Here is a 19,298-nt window from a genome sequence, read left to right on the forward strand (position 1 = left end):
TTATGGCGGTGCAACGACCGGCCTTTCGCGGCGCGGCGCATTCTTCACGGAAAGATCAATGTCCGGCATCAACCATTCGCCGCGAATCAAGGACCGCTTTGCCGAACAGCTGGCTAAGCGCCGTGATCGCCTATCGCCAAGCCTTCTGAGGGTTGCCGAATTCATCGACGCGCATCGCCACCGCGTGCTGGGCCTTTCCGCGCTCGAAATCGGCTTTGAGGCGGGTGCTTCCGATGCCACGGTCATTCGTGCGATCCAATCGCTCGGCTTCAGCGGGCTGCGGGAACTCAAGGATGTGCTGGAAGCCTGGCTCGGCGAGACGGACAGTCCGATCGAGAAGATGGCCGCCACGTTGCGGGACGTGGACGGGCAGGTGGATCAAGCGATCGACTTCGTGCTGCAAAGCAATTGCCGGACGATTGAAGCGTTGGCATCGGAAGACAATCGCAAGGCGATTGCCGGCATGGCGAGACGTCTCGTCGAGGCGCAGGAAATTTGCTTCTGCGGGATTGGCGCCTCGGGTCTGATCGCGGACTACGCTGCCCGGCTCTTCTCCCGATCCGGATTGCGGAGCTACGCGTTGAACGCCACGGGAATCGCGCTGGCCGAACAGCTCATGGCCATGCGCGAGGGGCAGCTGTTGATCATGCTGCTGCACGGGCGCGCGCATCGGGAAGCCATGGCCGCGATCGCGGAAGCCGAGCGGCTTAACATTCCGATCGTCATGTTTCTCGGCAAGCAGGGTTCACCCCTGCGCGATCACGCGAAAGAGGCGGTGATCCTTCCCCGCGCCAAGTCGGAACGCATCGCGCTGCACGCGCCATCGCTGATCGCCGTCGAACTGCTGCACATCGCCTATTCGGCCATGCGGCCGGATGAGACGCTGCGCTCGCTCGATCGCCTGATCGAGCTGCGAGGGATGATCCGGCCGACCTCGAAATGAGACGCGCGAGCGGCGGCGTGTCGATCCAGGTCGGCGCGGGAATTTTCCGCCGTGAATGGCCTGTCCGCGATATCAGCACCACCTCAGCACCTTTCATATCGATGTCTGCGGCATTCCCGTCGGCGGTTCTTTCGCGCTGCAAAAAGCGATTGACTCAAAAATGAAAATGAAATCACATTCAGGAAACGAGGTGACGATGACATCGACCGCGACAGCTGAAATGAACGTTGAAACGCCGCGTTTGCGGTTTGCAGATTTCGTCGTTGATGAAGCTGCAAGCGGACGCAAGCGCGAGCGGACGGAGGCGGCGATCGTCGCGGCGGTCTGTCAAATTCTCGATCACACGCCGTTATCCGGTTTGACGATCGCCGAAATCTGCAGTGTGGCGGGCGTCGCCAACGGCACGTTCTACCTTTATTTCACCGACCGCAGCGACCTGATCGGCCGGGCGCTTCTTCGCTTTGTCGATTTTGTCCAAAACACCATGCGCCTGGCGGGCCGGGCGGCGGGTGGCGATCGGATATGGAATGCCACGGCGACCTATTACGACCTCGTCGCCGCGAATCCCGGCCTCATGCGAGGTCTGATGAATCATTCCGACGACCTGCCCGAGGCGACCCAGGCGTTTCAAAAGCTCAACCATGAATGGATCACCGCCGTGGTGGCGTCTTTGCGCCGCCGCCCGGCCATGGCGGCGCTCCCCTCCGACGAGCTGTTCCGCCGCGCCTATGCGCTCGGCGGCATGATCGACCAGTATCTTTCAGCGCTCCTTTTGAATCGGGATCCCGATCTGCAACGGCTCTCGGGCGATCGCGACACGACCGTCAATACGCTCGTCGCGCTTTGGAAAAAGGGACTGCTGGCATGACGCTCACGATGGGCAGCGAGTTCTTTCCGCCATCAAAAATCCTGCCGCTCCAGCAGCGCGCCTGGGCGAAGCAGCGTGTTCACGTCCAGCAAAATTCCGCGTTCTATCGCCAGCTTTGGGGAGACACGCCGCCGCCGGAAGACCTCCGCGATCTGGCCTCGCTTCCCCTCTCCGACAAGTCCGGTCTGCGTCAGTCGCAGGCCCAATATCCGCCTTTCGGCAACTATCTGGCAACGCCGCGCTCCCAGGTCGTGCGACTCCACCGCACCTCGGGGACGACCGGACAGGCCATGAACCTCGCGCTTTCGGCCCGTGATTGCATGGTGACGGAGGCCGTTGGCGGCAGAAGTCAGAGCGCTGCCGGACTGACGCCGGACCACACCGTCGTTCACTGCCTCAATTATCAGATGTGGATGGGAGGGCTGACGGACCACATGACGCTGGAGCAGACCGGGGCCCTTGTGGTGCCGTTCGGCGTCGGGGGGACGGAACTGCTCATCCGAACCATCATGGAGGTGGGGATCGACGCGATCTCCTGCACGCCGTCCTATCCGGCGGTTCTGGAGCGGGTGCTGGAGGAAAAATTTCCGGGCGTTGCACCCCGAGATCTCGGCCTGAAGCTTGGATTGTTCGGTGGCGAGCCGGGGCTCGACGATCCGGCGCTGCGCAACCGGCTGCGCGAGACCTGGGGCATGGAAGCCCGGAACGCGAATTATGGCGTTTCCGACGTGCTCTCCAATTTCGCTGCCCAGTGCGACGATGATACCCGGCTGCATTACCTGGCGAGCGACGTGCTTTATCCGGAACTCATCGATCCGGATTCGACTGCCGCCGTTCCGCTTGCGGCCAGTCAGCGCGGCGAACTGGTGCTCACGCATCTCGATCGCGAGTGCCAGCCGCTCGTTCGTTTCCGCACCGGCGACATTATCGAGATCGACGAAACCGAGCCCTGCCGCTGTGGCCGGCATGGCTTCCGCTTCCGGGTGGTCGGGCGCAGCGACGACATGATCGTCGTGCGCGGGCTCAACATGTTCCCCACCATGGTGGCTGCCGTTCTGGCTGCCAATCCCGCGCTTTCGGGCGACTATCGGATCTATCTCGATAATCCGCCCCCTTATGACGTCTTGCCGCTGACCTGCGAAGCGGCCCGTGGACAGACGCTCGACGACGGCCTCGCCAGACGTGTCGAAGCCGATCTGAAGAAGAACCTGGGTGCGACCGCGCGTGTCATCTTGGTGGCTCACGGCACATTCCCTGTCACCGAAGGCAAGACCAAACGCGTCGTCAAGAGATATTCATGACATCCTTTACCTATGCTGCGATCTTAAGTACACTCGATGCCAACGGCGTGCGCACCATCGCCCTCAATCGCCCCGGCAGCCTCAATGCCATGAATCGGACGCTGATCGACGATGTCGCGCGGGCATTCGACGATGCCAACGGCTGTCCCGAGACCAAGATCATCGTCTTCACCGGCGAAGGCCGGGCCTTCTGCGCCGGCGACGACCGGCGTGAGCATGTTCATCCGGAAACCGAGGCGCAAGCGCGCGACCTCGTCGAAGCCATTCAGGCCGCCACCCGTGCCATCACTTTCGGCGCCAAGCCGGTCGTCGGCGCGATCAACGGCTGGGCCGTCGGCGGGGGTTTCGAATGGGCGATCAATTGCGATTTCTCGATCTGGGGCGAAAGCGCGCGCGCGTTCTTCCCGGAGATGAGCCTCGGCATCTTCGTCACCGGCGCGGTCACGTCGCTTCTGCCGGCGCTGGTCGGTCTCCAGAAAGCCCGCGAAATGCTCTATTTCGGTGAGCGATATTCGGCTCAAGCGCTTCTCGAGATGGGCCTTGCATGGCGCGTCGTGCCGGATGCCGAATTGCGCGACACGGCGCTGGAGGTCGCGGGCCGACTGGCCGCGTTGCCGCAGGATGCCATCCGCCGGATGAAACGCGCGCTCAACGCGTCCGCCGTCTGCGATATCGAACGGGCTTTACGAGAAGAAACCGACGCCACGATCGCCGGCTTTCTCGACCCCGAGACGTCGCGACGAATCCTGGCATTCCAATAGTTTGAGGATCCCTGTCGCCGGGAACGGGGATCTGAGCATGCGCAGACTTTTTGTGGACCGGCACACGAAGAGAGCAAGGGGAACAGGATGAGACATCGCTTGAGCAAACTCGCCGCCATTGCGCTTGCAACCAGCACAATGGTCGCCGTCGGAGCGGCGCATGCCGAAGACATCAAACTGGGCATTCTTTTCGGCTTTACCGGACCACTTGAGTCGATCACGCCACCGATGGCGCGGTCGGCGGAGATGGCGATCAAAGAAGTGAGCGATTCCGGCGCTCTTCTCGACGGCTCGACCGTGACGCCGGTGCGGGCCGATTCCACCTGCGGTGACGCGGCGGCGGCAACCGCCGCCGCGCAGCGCCTTGTCACGGCTGATCATGTCAACGCCATTATCGGTGCCGATTGCTCGGGCGCGTCTGCCGCCGTCCTGCAGGCCGTGGCCCGTCCCAACGGGATCGTGATGGTCTCCCCTTCCGCCACCTCGCCGGCCCTATCGACCGCTCCGGACGATGGCCTGTTCTTCCGCACCGCACCGTCCGATGCTCGCCAGGGCGTCGTCATGGCTGACGTCTTGATGAAAGCGGGCTTGAAGAGCGTCGCGGTGTCCTATTCCAACAGCGACTACGGCAAGGGTTTGGATGAGGCCTTCGAACCCGCATTCAAAGCCGCCGGTGGGACAATCACGATTTCCGCGCCGCACGAAGACGGCAAGGCGGACTATTCCGCCGATGTCGGCGCGCTGGCTTCGGCCGGGGGCGACGCGCTTGTGGTGATTGGCTATGTCGACCAGGGCGGCAAAGGCATCATCCAGGCGGCCACCGATTCCGGCGCCTTTTCCAAATTCATTCTATCCGATGGCATGTATGGCAACAGCCTGATCAAGGCGATCGGTGCCCCGCTCGAAGGGAGTATCGGCATTATCCCGGGCGCCGAAGGCGAGGGGCACACCAAGTTCCTGACAATGGCGAAGGCAGCCGGTGTCGACGGCACCAGCTCCTATACCGGCGAATCCTACGATGCAGCCGCGCTGATCATGCTGGCGATGGAGGCTGCGAAATCCTCCAAATCGGCAGACTTCAAGGGCAAGATTATGCAAGTCGCAAACGGGCCGGGTGAAAAGATCCTGCCGGGCGAACTTGCCAAGGGCTTGAAGCTTTTGTCCGAGGGCAAGCCGATCGACTACGAGGGTGCGACAGCGGTGAAGCTGATCGGACCGGGCGAGGCATCGGGATCTTATCGCATCTACACTATCAAAGGTGGCACGCAGGTCACCGATTACTACGAATAAGACCCTTTGCCATCCCGCCGATGAAGCGCAGCGGCCCAGATCGCTCTGGGCCGCGAAAGCGCTCTGTTGCGGATCGATCGCGGCGCCCGCTGCGAAGAAGGATCATTGTTGATGATAGTGGTCGAGGACATCCGCAAGCATTTCGGCGCGTTCCATGCCGTTGACGGTGCATCGTTTAAGATTGCCACGGGATCGATCACCGGATTGATCGGCCCGAACGGTGCTGGAAAGACGACACTGTTCAATGTCGTCGCCGGGCATCTCAAACCCACCTCGGGGCGGGTCATCATGGATGGCGAGGACATCACCGGCCTCAGCCCGCACGAGCTCTTCCACAAAGGGCTCTTGAGAACATTTCAACTGGCGCATGAATTCGGATCGATGTCCGTGCGCGAAAACCTGATGATGGTCCCGTCCGGCCAGATCGGTGAAAGTCTTTGGAGCACCTGGACACGCCGCCGCGAGATCGCCGCCAATGAACACGCGCTCGCGGAGAAGGCGGACAAGGTTCTCGATTTTCTGACGATTTCTCATCTCGCGCAAGAAAAGGCGTCCGATATTTCAGGCGGCCAAAAGAAGCTTTTGGAACTCGGCCGCACCATGATGGTCGACGCGAAGGTCGTCTTTCTGGACGAGGTTGGCGCGGGCGTGAACCGAACGCTGCTCAACACGATCGGCGATGCGATCGTCCGCCTCAACAAGACCCGCGGCTATACGTTCTGCGTCATCGAACACGACATGGATTTCATCGCCCGCCTTTGCGATCCTGTCATTGTCATGGCTGAGGGCAAAGTCCTCGCACAGGGCCCTGCGGACCACATCATGGACAATGAGGCGGTGATCGAAGCCTATCTCGGGACGGGGCTGAAGAATGCGAAAGGGGCACGGCAATGACGCAAGACGATCTTGACGGCGGGCCCGACACCTTGGGGACGCGAGCAGCCTAATGACGGCACCGCTTCTCGTCGGCGACCAGATGACCGGTGGCTACGGTCACACCACGATCCTGAACGGCTGTTCGATTGCGCTTGCCCAAGGCGAGATCGCCGTCATCGTCGGGCCGAACGGTGCCGGAAAATCGACGGCGATGAAAGCGCTGTTCGGTATGCTGACATTGCGCTCTGGCTCGGTGCATTTTGAAGGCGAGGATATCACCTCGCTCTCGCCGGAGGAGCGGGTGTCCTGCGGCATGGCCTTCGTTCCCCAGACCCAGAACATCTTCACCACAATGTCGGTCGAAGAAAATCTCGAGATGGGCGCTTACCGCCGGCGCGAGGGCCTTGGTGAGACGATGAGCCAGATCTTTTCGCTGTTTCCTGTCCTGAAAGAAAAGCGCAGTCAGAAGGCGGGCGAGCTTTCGGGGGGACAACGGCAACAGGTGGCCGTCGGCCGGGCCCTGATGACGCGGCCGAAACTGCTGATGCTCGATGAGCCGACCGCCGGCGTTTCGCCGATCGTCATGGACGAATTGTTCGACAGAATCATCGAGGTCGCGCGCAGCGGAATTTCGATTTTGATGGTCGAACAGAATGCGCGCCAGGCGCTGATGATCGCCGATAAGGCCTATGTCCTGGTCCAGGGCGCCAATCGTTATACCGACACCGGCCAGGCGCTGCTCGCCGATCCGGAGGTTCGAAAAACGTTCCTCGGAGGCTAGGGCATGGAGATTTTGAATGCGGCCGTTGCTCTGTTGAATTACGTGATCATTCCCGCGACCTCCTATGCGGCGCAACTGTCGCTCGGCGCGCTCGGCGTGACACTCGTCTACGGCATTTTACGGTTTTCCAACTTCGCGCATGGCGACACGATGGCGTTCGGGACAGCGATCACCATCCTGTTCACATGGCTGCTGCAGTCGTTCGGAATGACCGCCGGACCTTTGCCGACGGCACTGATCGCGCTTCCCATCGGCATTGCCGCGACATCGGCATTGCTCCTGCTGACGGATCGCGCGGTTTACCGGTTTCACCGCAAGACGAAAGCACCACCGGTGCGATTGGTCATCGTCTCGATGGGGGTCATGTTCGTTATGAACGGACTGACCCGGTTCATCATTGGCGTGAAGGAGCGCAATTTCGCCGACGGCGATCGATTCATCATCAACGCGGCGCAATTCCGCCATTTGACCGGGCTCCACGAGGGTCTGGCCATCCGCAGCACAACGGCCATCACCGTCGTCGTCGCCATCGTCGTCGTCGGACTGCTCTTTTGGTTTCTCAACAACACCTGGACGGGAAAAGCCATGCGGGCGTTTTCCGACAATGAGGACCTGTCGCTGCTGTCAGGCGTCAATCCCGAATATGTGGTGAAGGTGACATGGCTGATCGTCGCTGCGCTCGCCACCATTGCCGGCGTGCTCTACGGCTTGGACAAGGCGTTCAAGCCCTTCACATATTTTCAGATGTTGCTGCCGATTTTCGCAGCCTCCGTGGTGGGTGGACTGGGCAATCCGCTGGGCGCGATCGGCGGCGGGATCGTCATCGCCTTTTCCGAAGTTTCGCTGACCTATGCTTGGCGGAAAGTCTTCAGCTACCTGTTGCCGGAGCAATTCCTGCCACACGGCATCGCCCAGCTCGTGTCGATCGACTATAAATACGCGATTTCCTTCATCATTCTCGTTGTGGTCTTGCTGTTCAAGCCGACCGGGCTGTTTAGCGGGAGATCATTGTGACCCGGCTCAATCGACCACTTATCTATTTTGCCGTCATTGGGCTCCTCTATCTGTCCATCGGCATCTTACAGAGCTGGATGCTCGCGCTGACAGTGCTCAACGATGCGCTTATCGCCGCGGTCATGGCGCTGGGCGTCAATATGATGTGGGGTTACGCGGGCCTGTTCAACATCGGGATATCGGGCTTCTTTGCGCTTGGCGGTCTCGCCGTCGTTCTCGTGTCGAATTCGGCGAACCTTGAAGCCTGGAATGCCGGCACGCCTCGCATTTTATTGTCGTTGTTGTGCGGCGGCGCATTCGTTTTCGGCGGCGTCGCCGCATATCGCAAACTGCCGTCGGCCTGGTTGCGGGTCGTCGTGATCCTTCTCTTGACGGGTCTCGGGTGGGCGACCTTCGAATATGTCTACACCCCGGCCGTGGAGGCCGTGGAGGCCGTCAATCCGGCCTCCGCCGGCAATATCGGCGGCATGGGGCTGCCGGTTCCGCTCGCATGGTTCGTCGGCGCGGGCTTTGCCGCGTTTGCGGCATGGGTGGTCGCGAAGATCGCGCTGGGGCTGCGCTCGGACTATCTGGCGATCGCCACATTGGGGATCGGTCAGATCATCATCAGCGTGATGAAAAACGAGATCTGGCTCGATCGTGGTGTCAAGGATGTCTACGACCTTCACCGCTGGCCGGTCCCCAAGGAAGTCAATTTGCAAAATGCGGATTGGTTCATCGCAGCTGCCCATAGCATGGGGATCGACGTTCGAACCGCGTCGGCTCTGTTCGTTGGCATTTGCTTCGCGCTGATTTCAGCGACCGTCCTGGTCTTCTTGCTCACCCTTGCGGAAACGTCGCTGAATTCGCCATGGGGCCGCATGATGCGCGCTATTCGCGACAACGAAGTCGCCGCCGAAGCGATGGGCAAGGATGTCAAGAAGCGTCATTTACAGATCTTCGTCCTCGGCTCTGCCGTCGTCGGCATCGGGGGCGCCCTTTATGCCGTGTTCCACGGGATCTTTTCGCCGCACAGCTATGACGACCCGCTGCGCTACACGTTTTTGATTTGGGCGATGGTGATCCTCGGCGGTTCAGGCAACAATTTTGGCTCGACCCTCGGCGCGCTGGTGGTGATGCTGATCTGGATCCAGGCCGAAAGCCTTGGGCCCGCGTTGATGCATCTGATCACGGCCCATCTTTCCGACGGGCCGCTCAAGTCGCAGTTGATCAATTCCGCCGTGCAGATCCGCCTTCCGCTCGTCGGTATTGTCTTGATCGCGGTTCTAAGGTTCAGCCCGCGCGGTCTCCTTCCCGAACGCAGCCGAAATTAAGGGCCACATTCAAGAACAAACGAGGGGAAGGAAAAACCATTGCAGATCCTGGAAACGAAGATCAATGCGCGCTCCACGGAGTTTCAGGCGAATGCCGCAACGATGACGGCACTCGTTAGCGAGTTGCATGACAAGGCGGCCACGGTGATTGTCGGCGGCAATGAGACCTCCCGTGCCCGCCACACCGCACGCGGCAAACTCCTGCCACGCGACCGGATCGACCATCTGTTGGATCCCGGCTCGCCTTTTCTGGAGATCGGGCAGCTGGCAGCCAACGGCATGTATGGCGGTGAAGCCCCCTGCGCCGGTGTCATTGCCGGCATCGGCTGTGTCGAAGGCCGCAAATGCGTCGTGGTCGCCAATGACGCGACGGTGAAGGGCGGCACCTACTATCCGATGACCGTGAAAAAGCACCTCCGCGCCCAGGAGATCGCCGAGCAGAACTATCTTCCCTGCATCTATCTGGTCGATTCCGGTGGCGGTTACCTGCCGCGTCAGGACGAGGTGTTCCCGGATCGCGATCATTTCGGGCGAATCTTTTACAATCAGGCCAAGATGTCGGCGAAGGGCATTCCGCAGATTGCCGTCGTCATGGGCTCATGCACCGCGGGCGGAGCTTACGTTCCGGCGATGAGCGACGAAACGATCATCGTCAGAAACCAGGGGACGATTTTCCTCGGAGGTCCGCCTTTGGTGAAGGCAGCGACGGGGGAAGTCGTGAGCGCCGAAGATCTCGGCGGCGGCGATGTTCATACACGGCTGTCCGGCGTTGCCGATCACCTGGCGGAGAACGACGAGCACGCCTTGGTTCTGACCCGGCGCATCGTGGCAAGTTTCCGACCACCGGCAAGCGGCGCCGAAGTGGCAATCTCCGTCGATGAACCGCTCTATCCCACCGAAGATATCTACGGCGTGATTCCCGCCGAGACGCGCAAACCTTACGATGTCCGCGAAATCATTGCGCGCCTTGTCGACGGCTCGCGGTTCGACGAATTCAAGGCGCGTTATGGAACGACGCTGGTGACCGGGTTCGCGACGCTGTTTGGCAACCGGGTCGGCATCGTCGCCAATAACGGCATCCTGTTCGGCGAGTCGGCACAAAAGGGCGCGCATTTTATCGAACTGTGCGCCCAGCGGGAGATCCCGCTGATTTTCCTGCAGAACATCACCGGCTTCATGGTCGGTCGCCAGTATGAAAACGATGGGATCGCCAAGCATGGCGCGAAGATGGTGACCGCGGTCGCGACCGCGGCCGTGCCGAAGCTGACCATGGTGATCGGCGGCAGTTTCGGTGCGGGCAATTACGGCATGTGCGGTCGCGCCTACAGTCCCCGCTTCATGTGGATGTGGCCCAATGCCCGTATCAGCGTGATGGGCGGCGAGCAGGCAGCTTCGGTCCTGGCGCAGGTCCGGCGGGATAAGATTGAAGCCGAAGGCGGTGATTGGTCCGCCGAGGACGAAGAGTCGTTCAAGGCGCCGATCCGCGCTCAATACGAAGAACAGGGAAGCCCCTACTACGCCACCGCGCGTCTGTGGGACGACGGCGTGATCGACCCGGCGCAAAGCCGGCGGGTGCTCGGTCTGTCGCTCGCCGCCGCGCTCAACGCCCCGATCGAGCCGACCCGGTTCGGTCTTTTCCGGATGTGAGGTGTTCCATGACCTCGTCGTCTATCGTTCTTGACCAAAAGCAGGCGGTGGCCTGGATCTGGATGAACCGGCCAGATCTGCACAACGCCTTCGACGAGACGCTGATTCGGGAACTGACCGAGGCGATCATCGCGCTCGAAACCGATCATACCGTCCGGGTCATCGTGCTTGCCGGCCATGGCAAGAGCTTTTCCGCCGGTGCCGACCTCAACTGGATGAAGCGGCAAGGGGCATCGTCCCAAGAGCAAAACATCGCCGATGCAAAGCATTTGGCGCGATTGTTTGCGGTGTTGTCGGATTGCACTAAGCCGACCGTAGCCCGGGTGCAGGGCGCGGCCATGGGCGGGGGAATGGGCCTGGCCGCGGCCTGCGACATTTGCCTGGCCTCGGATCGGGCGTTTTTTGCCACCTCCGAAGTTCGCCTCGGTCTCATCCCCAGTGTCATCGGCCCCTATGTCATCCGGGCGATCGGAGCACGGCAGGCTTTTCGCTACTTTCAGACGGGTGAACGCATACCGGCGAAGATTGCCCGCGACATCGGCCTCGTTCACGAGGTGGTGGAGGATGACGGATTGGACACGGCCGTTGCGGCGATAACGGATGCGCTGTTGAGCGGTGGCCCGCAGGCGCAAGCCGCGGCGAAGGCGCTGATCAGAGACGTCGAAAATCGTTCGCTGACGCCGCAACTGCATGACGACTGCGCCGTCCGGATCGCCGAATTGCGCGCCTCGCCCGAGGCGCGGGAGGGTTTGACGGCCTTTCTGGAGAAGCGGCGACCAGTCTGGATGGAAAGTACCTCATGTTCACCAAGCTCTTAATCGCAAATCGCGGCGAAATCGCTTGCCGCATCATCAAGACCACCCGGCGCATGGGCATGACGACCGTCGCGGTTTACTCGGAAGCCGATCGGAATGCCCGGCATGTGCGTCTGGCCGATGAAGGGGTGTTCATCGGTTCGTCGCCCGCTCGGGACTCCTATCTGGATATCGCGAAGGTCATTGCCGCGGCGGTTCAGTCGGGAGCTGCGGCGGTCCATCCTGGATATGGATTTCTCTCCGAAAACGAGGATTTTGCCACCGCATGCGCTGAGGCTGGTTTGATCTTTGTCGGCCCTCCGCCCTCGGCCATTCGCGCCATGGGGTCGAAATCGGCCGCCAAGGCTCTGATGGACAAAGCCGGCGTGCCGCTGACCCCGGGTTATCACGGCGATGAGCAGGATCCGGCATTTCTGGCGACTGAGGCCGATCGGATCGGCTATCCGGTCCTGATCAAGGCGAGCGCCGGCGGCGGCGGCAAAGGCATGCGCCGGGTCGATCGGCCGGACGATTTCCGCGACGCGCTCGACAGTTGCAAACGCGAGGCGGTCAACGCCTTCGGCAGTGACCACGTCCTGATCGAAAAATATGTCCTTCGGCCCAGACATATCGAAATTCAGGTCTTTGCCGACACGCTCGGCAATTGCGTTCATCTGTTCGAGCGGGATTGCTCGGTCCAGCGCCGCCACCAGAAGGTGCTGGAGGAGGCGCCGGCGCCGCATATGACGCCCGAGCGCCGCGCGGCCATGGGCAAGGCCGCCGTCGAGGCGGCGCGTGCCGTCGGCTATGTCGGTGCTGGAACGGTCGAATTCATCGTCGACAGCTCCGGCGCGTTCTACTTCATGGAAATGAATACCCGTCTGCAGGTCGAACATCCGGTGACCGAAATGATTACCGGCGTCGATCTGGTGGAGTGGCAGCTGCATGTCGCCGCAGGCAAATCTCTGCCCCTCACCCAGGAGCAGCTGACGATCAGCGGCCACGCCATCGAAGCCCGCATTTATGCCGAAGATCCGGACAGTGGTTTCCTGCCCGCGACCGGCAGGCTCGTGCATCTCGCACCACCCCCCGAAACGGCCCATCTGCGTGTCGATACCGGCGTCGAGCAGGGCGATGACATCACCCCATTTTACGACCCGATGATCGCCAAGCTGATCGTGCATGGCGACAGCCGGGAGCAGGCCCTGGCCCGGATGAAAGCGGCTCTTTTCCAGTTCCGCATTGTCGGGCTTCGCAATAACGTGCCGTTTCTGGCGCGGCTTGTTCAGTGTGCGTCCTTCGCCGCGGCAGACCTCGATACGGGCCTGATCGAGCGGGAAAATGCCGCCTTGTTTCCGCCGGCGAGCGAGACGGTGCCGGACGAGCCCTTCGCTTTGGCGGCCCTTGCCGAACTTCTCGACAGCCGCTCTTTCGAACACCGAGCGGATCCTTGGATGCGGTCCGACGGCTGGCGCATGAACGCCGCCAGCCGTCGACAATTCCGCCTGACGTCGGCCGCGACGGAGCGAGCTGTTGAGGCCCGGCCGGCTGCGGATGGCTGGACGCTGACGATTGACGGTCGACGGATCGACGCGCGCGGGCAAATGGGCCGCGACGCAAATCTGCGCGCCGAACTCGATGGCCGCTCGCTCAAAGCCGTGATCGTTGCCGACGGGGCGACCCGGCATGTCTTTTTCGACGGCACCGCCTATGCCGTCACCCATGTCGCAAGCCATCGGCCGGCGGCCGGAGAGGATGCCGCTCACGGGCAATTGCGCGCGCCGATGCCGGGCCAGATCGTTGCGCATCTCGTCGCCACCGATACGCTTGTCGAGAAGGGGACCAAGCTCCTGGTCATGGAGGCGATGAAAATGGAACACACGCTCGAAGCGCCGGCGCGAGGGCGTGTCAGGGCGTTTCTGTGCGACGCTGGCGAACAGGTCGCCAGCGGCCTGGAACTGATCCAGTTCGAGCCCGAGCAATGATACCATCCGTCCGCATCGTCGAGGTCGGTCCGCGAGACGGGCTGCAAAATGAACCGCAGATCGTCGCCACGGATGTCAAACGGGCGTTGATCCACCGTCTCGCCGGCGCCGGATTGAAACACATCGAGGCGACGGCGTTCGTTTCCCCGAAATGGGTGCCGCAGATGGCCGATCACGCCGCGCTGATGGCCATGATCGGCGACATTGACGGCGTGAATTTCCCGGTTCTCGTCCCCAATTTCAAAGGCTTCGAGGCGGCGATGGCCAGCGGAGCGAGGGAGGTCGCCGTCTTCGCGTCGGCTTCCGAAGGATTTTCGCAGAAGAACATCAACTGCTCGATCGCCGAGTCCATCGATCGCTTCGTCCCGATCTTCGAGGCCGCCCGCGCGCAAAATGTCCGCGTCAGAGGCTATGTCTCATGCGTCGTCGCATGCCCCTATGACGGCGCGATCGCACCGGCAAAAGTTGCTGACGTCGCCGGTCTTTTGTTCGATGCCGGGTGCTATGAAATTTCGCTCGGCGACACGATCGGCGTCGGAACGCCCGCCTCGGTGCGGCGCATGCTCGAAGCGGTTGCGGGCCGGGTGCCCGTGGAACGGCTGGCCGGACACTATCACGACACCTACGGCATGGGCGTCGCCAATGCATTCGCGTCATGGGAGTTTGGCTTAACCGCTTTCGACAGCTCCGTCGCGGGCCTTGGCGGCTGCCCCTATGCCGAGGGCGCAAGCGGCAATGTCGCCACCGAAGATCTTGTCTATCTCTTCGAGGGGCTCGGCGTTGAAACCGGTATCGATCTTCCCCGCCTCGTCGACTGCGCGCACTGGTTCAGTGCAAAGCTCGGACGCGGTCCCCATTCGCGTGTCGCAAAAGCGCTGCTCGCCCGGACGAAACCATGATGATCACGCTTTACCATTGCGTCAGTGCCCGCTCCTTCCGCGTCTTGTGGGCACTGGAGGAGCTGGAACGGCCGTATGAGCTGGTCATGCTGCCGTTTCCGCCGCGCGTGTGTCAGCGTTCGTTTCTTGAGATCAATCCGCTCGGAACAATTCCCTTCATGATCGACGGCGACGTGCGGATGAGCGAATCCGCCGCGATCTGTCAGTATCTGGCGGCAATGTCGGCGCCGACGCTTTTGCAAGTCGGGACGCACGAGGGGGATTTCGGCACTTTTCTCAATTTCCTGCATTTCGGCGAGTCGACGCTCACCGTTCCGCAAACGCTTATTCTGCGATACGGGCGGTTTGAGCCCGAAGAGCGCAGGCTTCCCGGCGTCGTCGACGATTATACGAAATGGTTCCTCGCTCGGTTGCGAGCGATCGGTCCCAGGCTGTCCGAGACCCCTTATCTGGCAGCCGGCCGCTTTACGATCGCGGACATTTCTGTTGGCTACGCATTGATGCTGGCCGACATTATCGGGCTCTCCGAGCATTTCGAACCGGGCGTTCGTGACTATTGGGAGCGTCTGGAGGGTCGCGAGGCCTTTCAGCGGGCGCGCCGCGCCGAGAATGCCGCCGCGATGGCGCAAGAGGTGTCAAATATTCCGGCGCCTCTGACGAATGCGACCGCCCGGATCTAGCGGCAACAGGTGACGGGCCTGGAAAAGGACCATCGCACGCGTCGAAGGGCCGCAGATCGCGCCCCTTTCGGAGCAGGGTGAAATTTCGCTCAACTGTCCTTCGACAGCACGATGCGTCAATTCAGAGAGTGAGAGCGTCCTGTCTGCGTCCGACCGGACGCAGGGCGCTCAAAATGGCGATGCTTCCTCTGCTGTCATGCGATGCCAAGGGCTGGACTTGCCTCAAGAATGGGGTGGCCGAGGTCAGCGAGATTGAGGGAGTCCATGGTGAGACGTTCGCTCGTTGGCGGCAAATCCGCCAGTTCCGTCCCGCGCGGTTAGGGGATGGCAGGCCTGCGCTTCGTGCTCGGCGATCAGCTCAGCCGAACGATATCCTCGCTTGATGATTTGGCGGCGGGCGATGTCGTCTTGATGTGCGAGGTGGCGGACGAGACCCGCTATGTGCGGCACCACAAGCGCAAGATCGCCTTTCTCTTCGCCGCCATGCGCCATTTCGCCGAAGAGCTCGCCGATCGCGGAATCACGGTCGACTACGTCCGGCTCGACGACGAGGCGAATACCGGCTCGTTTTCAGGCGAGCTGAAGCGCGCCATCGAGCGGCACGGGCCGGAGATCGTGATCGTGACCGAGCCCGGCGAATGGCGGGTGCGGCAGATGATGGAGGATTGGCGCGAGGAGCTCGAGGTGCCGGTCGAGATCCGCCCCGATCACCGGTTTCTCTGCAGCCACAAGCGCTTCCAGGATTGGGCCGAGGGGCTGAAAGCGCTGCGGATGGAGTCGTTTTACCGCGAGATGCGCAAGGAGACCGGCTATCTGATGGAGGGCGACGAGCCGGCCGAGGGGCAGTGGAACTTCGACCACTCCAATCGCGAGCCGTTGAAGAAGACGGTGACGGCGCCGAAGCGCCCGACTTATGCCGTCGATGACACCACCGAGGCGGTGCTCGATCTTGTCGCCGGCCGGTTCGGCAACCATTTCGGCAGCCTCGACGATTTCGACTATCCGGTCTCGCGGCGCCAGGCGCTGCATTACTTGAACTGGTTCATCGACACGGCGCTGCCCGACTTCGGCACCTTTCAGGACGCCATGCGCGCGGGCGCGCCGCTGCTTTTCCACTCGCATCTCTCGGCGCTGATCAATTGCGGGCTGATCGATCCGCGCGAGGCGTGCGACCGCGCGGCGGCGGCCTATCGTGATGGCAAGGCGCCGATCAACGCGGTCGAGGGGTTCATCCGCCAGATCATCGGTTGGCGCGAATTCATCCGTGGCATCTACTGGCGCGAGATGCCGGACTATGAGCGCTCCAACACGCTTCTCGCTCGGCGCAAGCTGCCGGATTTCTTCTGGACCGGCGAAACCGACCTCAACTGCCTGCGTCAATGCTTTGCCGAGGTTCGGGCCAGCGCCTACAACCACCATATCCAGCGGCTGATGGTGATCGGCAATTTCTGCCTTCTCTGCGGTTTCGACCCGCGCGAGGTGCAGGCGTGGTATCTGATCGTCTATCACGACGCCTATGAGTGGGTGGAAATGCCGAATGTCGTCGGCATGATCCTCTACGCCGACGGCGGGCTGTTCGCCTCAAAACCCTATGCGGCGTCGGCCAACTATATCGACAAGATGTCCGACTATTGCGGAACCTGCCGTTATTCGCCGTCGGTAAAGACCGGCGAAGGCGCCTGCCCGTTCAATCTGCTTTATTGGGATTTCATCGCCCGCCACACCGAGCGGTTGAAGGGCAATCCGCGGATGAACCGCACCTATGCGACGCTGGACCGGATGGATGCGGAGAAGGTGAGGACGATCCGCGCCGAAGCCCAGAGCTTTTTGGACGGGCTTGAGGCCTCCGGCGACTATTGAGTCCAAGGCGCGCGGCGCCAAAGCTGGCGTCAGCCTTGCGGCGTGTCGCGGCCCACCGGCTCACCGGCGCTTACCGGCCGGCTGGCGCCTGCACCAGCGGCGGGGGTGGAGGTGCGAGGGTCGAACTGGTCTGTTTGTCGCGGGCAGGGTTAAGATTGCGTTAACCAAGGCGGCGCAGCATGGATCCTGTCGGGCGGTGCCGCACCGTTGTGAGGGGGCACCGTCGACGACGGGGCGATCCGGATCGACCTGACGCGATCCGGTCCACACCTGGAGGTGAGCCGATGACCACGGGAACAGTCGACACGTCGTTTCGCCGCATGATCGAGGGCTACAGCCTGACCTCGGCCGAAGTTCTCTATCGAATGCCGGATCATCCGTCCCTGTTGCAGACCTTCCTCTGGCAGTTTGAGGATATCGCGCCGGACTATCCGCGGCTGAAGCGTTTTCTCGACCATTGGGAGCGGGAGATCGAGGCGGTCATCCACTCGGTCCGCGTGATGCACAAAGGCCTGATCGCGCCGCAGGAGGTTCGCCTGGTCAAGGACGGCGGCGTCCTGCATTGAGGCCAAGACGGCCGATTTGCAACGGGATGCATCGCGTTCGTGTCGAGCCGGTGTAAGCCCGGACGATCAGCACGGCCCGAAAGCGCTTATCCCGCGACGCCATTCGCGCTGTCGGGCGACGATCCCGGGCATCGGCGATGTCACCGGCGATACACGTCGGTCCGCGCGGATGGGTAGCATCGCACCCGCCGCGGCCGCGGCGCGGACGGGTCGGATCCAGCGGCACTCACAAAATCCTTTTCAACGCAGGCATTCGCGCCTTTTCGACCGGCGACCGCGCGTTTTGGCACGGCGGTTGCCAAGCTGTTGCTGTCGCGACGGCGGGAGGCGCTGCGGCGTTACGCGGACCGGTTCATGCCACTTGGCATCCAACCGGCCGGCGGCGGGCGTCGGCGGACCATCCCGCATCAAAGGCCGGTCGTCAGCCCGCCGCCGCGTCGCGGGCCGCTCGTCCAGCGGCACCGCTCGACGAAGAAGTCTTAACGGGCCGGCGCGGCCCGCCGCGGAGGAAAACTGCCATGAAGACGCTGCTGCTCGGGACCGTCTCGCTGCTCGCATTCGCACTCACAACGACATTCGCCAAGGCCGATCCGAAGGGCTGCGACGACGGCGAAATCGTCATCAAGTTCAGCCATGTGGTCGCTGCGACCGGCCACCCGAAGGGCGACGCCGCGACACTGCTCGCCAAGCGCGTCAATGAGGAGATGGACGGCAAGGCCTGCATGCAGGTGTTTCCGAACTCGACCCTCTTCGACGACGACAAGGTGATGGAGGCCCTGCTGCTCGGCGACGTCCAGCTCGCCGCGCCGTCGCTGTCGAAATTCGAGGCCTATACGCTGAAATACCGCCTGTTCGATCTGCCCTTCCTGTTCGAGAGCCTCGACGCGGTGTCGCGTTTCACCCGGTCCGACGAGGGCAAGGGGCTTTTGAAGGTGATGGAAGGTGTCGGCTACACCGGCCTTGGCTATTGGTCGTCGGGTCTGAAGCAGTTTTCGGCGAACAAGCCGCTTCTCCTGCCCGCCGACGCCAAGGGGCTGAAATTCCGCATCCAGACCTCCGACGTCGCCGAGGCGATGATCGAGGCGATGGGTGGGTCGGCCCAGAAGCTCGCCTTCAAGGAGGTCTATGGCGCGCTGCAGACCGGCGTCGTCGACGGCCAGGAGAACACCTGGTCGAACATCTATACGCAGAAGTTCTTCGAGGTACAGGACGGCGTCACGGAGACCAACCATCAGCTTCTCGCCTATCTGCTCGTCACCTCCACCGACTGGCTGAACGGCCTCGATCCTGAAGTCCGCGACCAGTTTCTGAAGATCGCCGACGAGGTGACCCAGGAAGCCAACGCCCGGGTGGCCGAGGTCGAGCAGAAGAATCGCCAGAACATCATCGATGCCGGCGGCAAGGTGCGCGAGCTGACCCCCGAGCAGCGTGAGAAGTGGGTCGAGACGATGAAGCCGGTCTGGGATCAGTTCAAGGGCGATATCGGCCAGGATCTGATCGACGCGGCGGTGGCCTCCAACAAGGCGAACTGACTGGCCGCTTCGGGGCGGCAAGCGTCATCGCCGCCCCGCAAACCTTGAGAGCGTCGTGCGTCCGACAAGCGCACACAGGACGCTCTCACTCATGGAAGCGACGCATCGGGCTTTGCCGGACATCGATTCCGATGTTCGGGCCGATGCGTCAACCGGCACGCCCTTTGGGCCGCGCCGGCATGCCGTTT

At 62.1% G+C, this 19,298-nt stretch carries 17 protein-coding genes; all 17 read left to right on the forward strand.

What is annotated here, in order from left to right:
• The first annotated feature begins 58 nt into the window (after positions 1-58).
• The 17 genes from J1C48_RS04850 (at position 59) to J1C48_RS04930 (ending at position 19,110) form a co-directional block, all read left to right on the forward strand.
• Complete coding sequence (locus J1C48_RS04850) at positions 59-943, forward strand: MurR/RpiR family transcriptional regulator (RefSeq protein ID WP_207256671.1); 885 nt, start codon at positions 59-61, stop codon at positions 941-943.
• Positions 944-998: 55 nt separating this feature from the next.
• A complete protein-coding gene (locus J1C48_RS04855; RefSeq protein WP_207256672.1) occupies positions 999-1,811 on the forward strand; it encodes a TetR/AcrR family transcriptional regulator in 813 nt (270 codons plus the stop codon).
• Positions 1,808-3,112, forward strand: coding sequence for a phenylacetate--CoA ligase family protein (locus J1C48_RS04860; RefSeq protein WP_207256673.1), 1,305 nt, complete (start codon positions 1,808-1,810; stop codon positions 3,110-3,112). The genes J1C48_RS04855 and J1C48_RS04860 overlap by 4 nt, the downstream gene beginning before the upstream one ends.
• Complete coding sequence (locus tag J1C48_RS04865) at positions 3,109-3,873, forward strand: enoyl-CoA hydratase/isomerase family protein (protein WP_207256674.1); 765 nt, start codon at positions 3,109-3,111, stop codon at positions 3,871-3,873. The genes J1C48_RS04860 and J1C48_RS04865 overlap by 4 nt, the downstream gene beginning before the upstream one ends.
• Positions 3,874-3,972: 99 nt before the next feature.
• On the forward strand, positions 3,973-5,163 hold the full coding sequence (locus tag J1C48_RS04870) for an ABC transporter substrate-binding protein (RefSeq protein WP_231081621.1): 1,191 nt from the start codon (positions 3,973-3,975) through the stop codon (positions 5,161-5,163).
• A gap of 111 nt (positions 5,164-5,274) precedes the next feature.
• The gene (locus tag J1C48_RS04875; protein ID WP_207256675.1) at positions 5,275-6,057 is read left to right on the forward strand and encodes an ABC transporter ATP-binding protein; all 783 of its coding nucleotides are present in this window, start codon (positions 5,275-5,277) and stop codon (positions 6,055-6,057) included.
• A 52-nt stretch (positions 6,058-6,109) separates the two neighbouring features.
• Complete coding sequence (locus J1C48_RS04880) at positions 6,110-6,820, forward strand: ABC transporter ATP-binding protein (RefSeq protein ID WP_207256676.1); 711 nt, start codon at positions 6,110-6,112, stop codon at positions 6,818-6,820.
• 3 nt (positions 6,821-6,823) lie between these two features.
• On the forward strand, positions 6,824-7,834 hold the full coding sequence (locus tag J1C48_RS04885) for a branched-chain amino acid ABC transporter permease (protein WP_207256677.1): 1,011 nt from the start codon (positions 6,824-6,826) through the stop codon (positions 7,832-7,834).
• A complete protein-coding gene (locus J1C48_RS04890) occupies positions 7,831-9,147 on the forward strand; it encodes an ABC transporter permease subunit (RefSeq protein ID WP_207256678.1) in 1,317 nt (438 codons plus the stop codon). The genes J1C48_RS04885 and J1C48_RS04890 overlap by 4 nt, the downstream gene beginning before the upstream one ends.
• Before the next feature lie 45 nt (positions 9,148-9,192).
• The gene (locus J1C48_RS04895) at positions 9,193-10,794 is read left to right on the forward strand and encodes a carboxyl transferase domain-containing protein (protein ID WP_425523485.1); all 1,602 of its coding nucleotides are present in this window, start codon (positions 9,193-9,195) and stop codon (positions 10,792-10,794) included.
• An 8-nt stretch (positions 10,795-10,802) separates the two neighbouring features.
• A complete protein-coding gene (locus J1C48_RS04900) occupies positions 10,803-11,612 on the forward strand; it encodes an enoyl-CoA hydratase/isomerase family protein (RefSeq protein WP_207256680.1) in 810 nt (269 codons plus the stop codon).
• The gene (locus J1C48_RS04905) at positions 11,594-13,573 is read left to right on the forward strand and encodes an acetyl/propionyl/methylcrotonyl-CoA carboxylase subunit alpha (RefSeq protein WP_207256681.1); all 1,980 of its coding nucleotides are present in this window, start codon (positions 11,594-11,596) and stop codon (positions 13,571-13,573) included. Before J1C48_RS04900 ends, J1C48_RS04905 begins: the two co-directional genes overlap by 19 nt.
• Positions 13,570-14,472 carry a hydroxymethylglutaryl-CoA lyase gene (locus tag J1C48_RS04910; RefSeq protein WP_207256682.1) on the forward strand — a complete coding sequence of 301 codons (903 nt, stop codon included), beginning with the start codon at positions 13,570-13,572 and terminating at the stop codon, positions 14,470-14,472. Before J1C48_RS04905 ends, J1C48_RS04910 begins: the two co-directional genes overlap by 4 nt.
• A complete protein-coding gene (locus tag J1C48_RS04915) occupies positions 14,472-15,152 on the forward strand; it encodes a glutathione S-transferase family protein (RefSeq protein WP_207256901.1) in 681 nt (226 codons plus the stop codon). Before J1C48_RS04910 ends, J1C48_RS04915 begins: the two co-directional genes overlap by 1 nt.
• A 324-nt stretch (positions 15,153-15,476) precedes the next feature.
• Positions 15,477-17,012, forward strand: coding sequence for a cryptochrome/photolyase family protein (locus J1C48_RS04920; RefSeq protein WP_207256683.1), 1,536 nt, complete (start codon positions 15,477-15,479; stop codon positions 17,010-17,012).
• Positions 17,013-17,296: 284 nt separating this feature from the next.
• Positions 17,297-17,578: an usg protein gene (locus J1C48_RS04925; RefSeq protein ID WP_207256684.1), complete on the forward strand. Its 282-nt coding sequence runs from the start codon at positions 17,297-17,299 to the stop codon at positions 17,576-17,578.
• 518 nt (positions 17,579-18,096) lie between these two features.
• Positions 18,097-19,110, forward strand: a complete 1,014-nt coding sequence (locus J1C48_RS04930; protein WP_207256685.1) for a DctP family TRAP transporter solute-binding subunit — start codon at positions 18,097-18,099, stop codon at positions 19,108-19,110.
• Positions 19,111-19,298 lie beyond the last annotated feature (188 nt).

The organism is Jiella flava, assembly GCF_017349315.1.
Classification (GTDB): domain Bacteria; phylum Pseudomonadota; class Alphaproteobacteria; order Rhizobiales; family Rhizobiaceae; genus Jiella; species Jiella flava.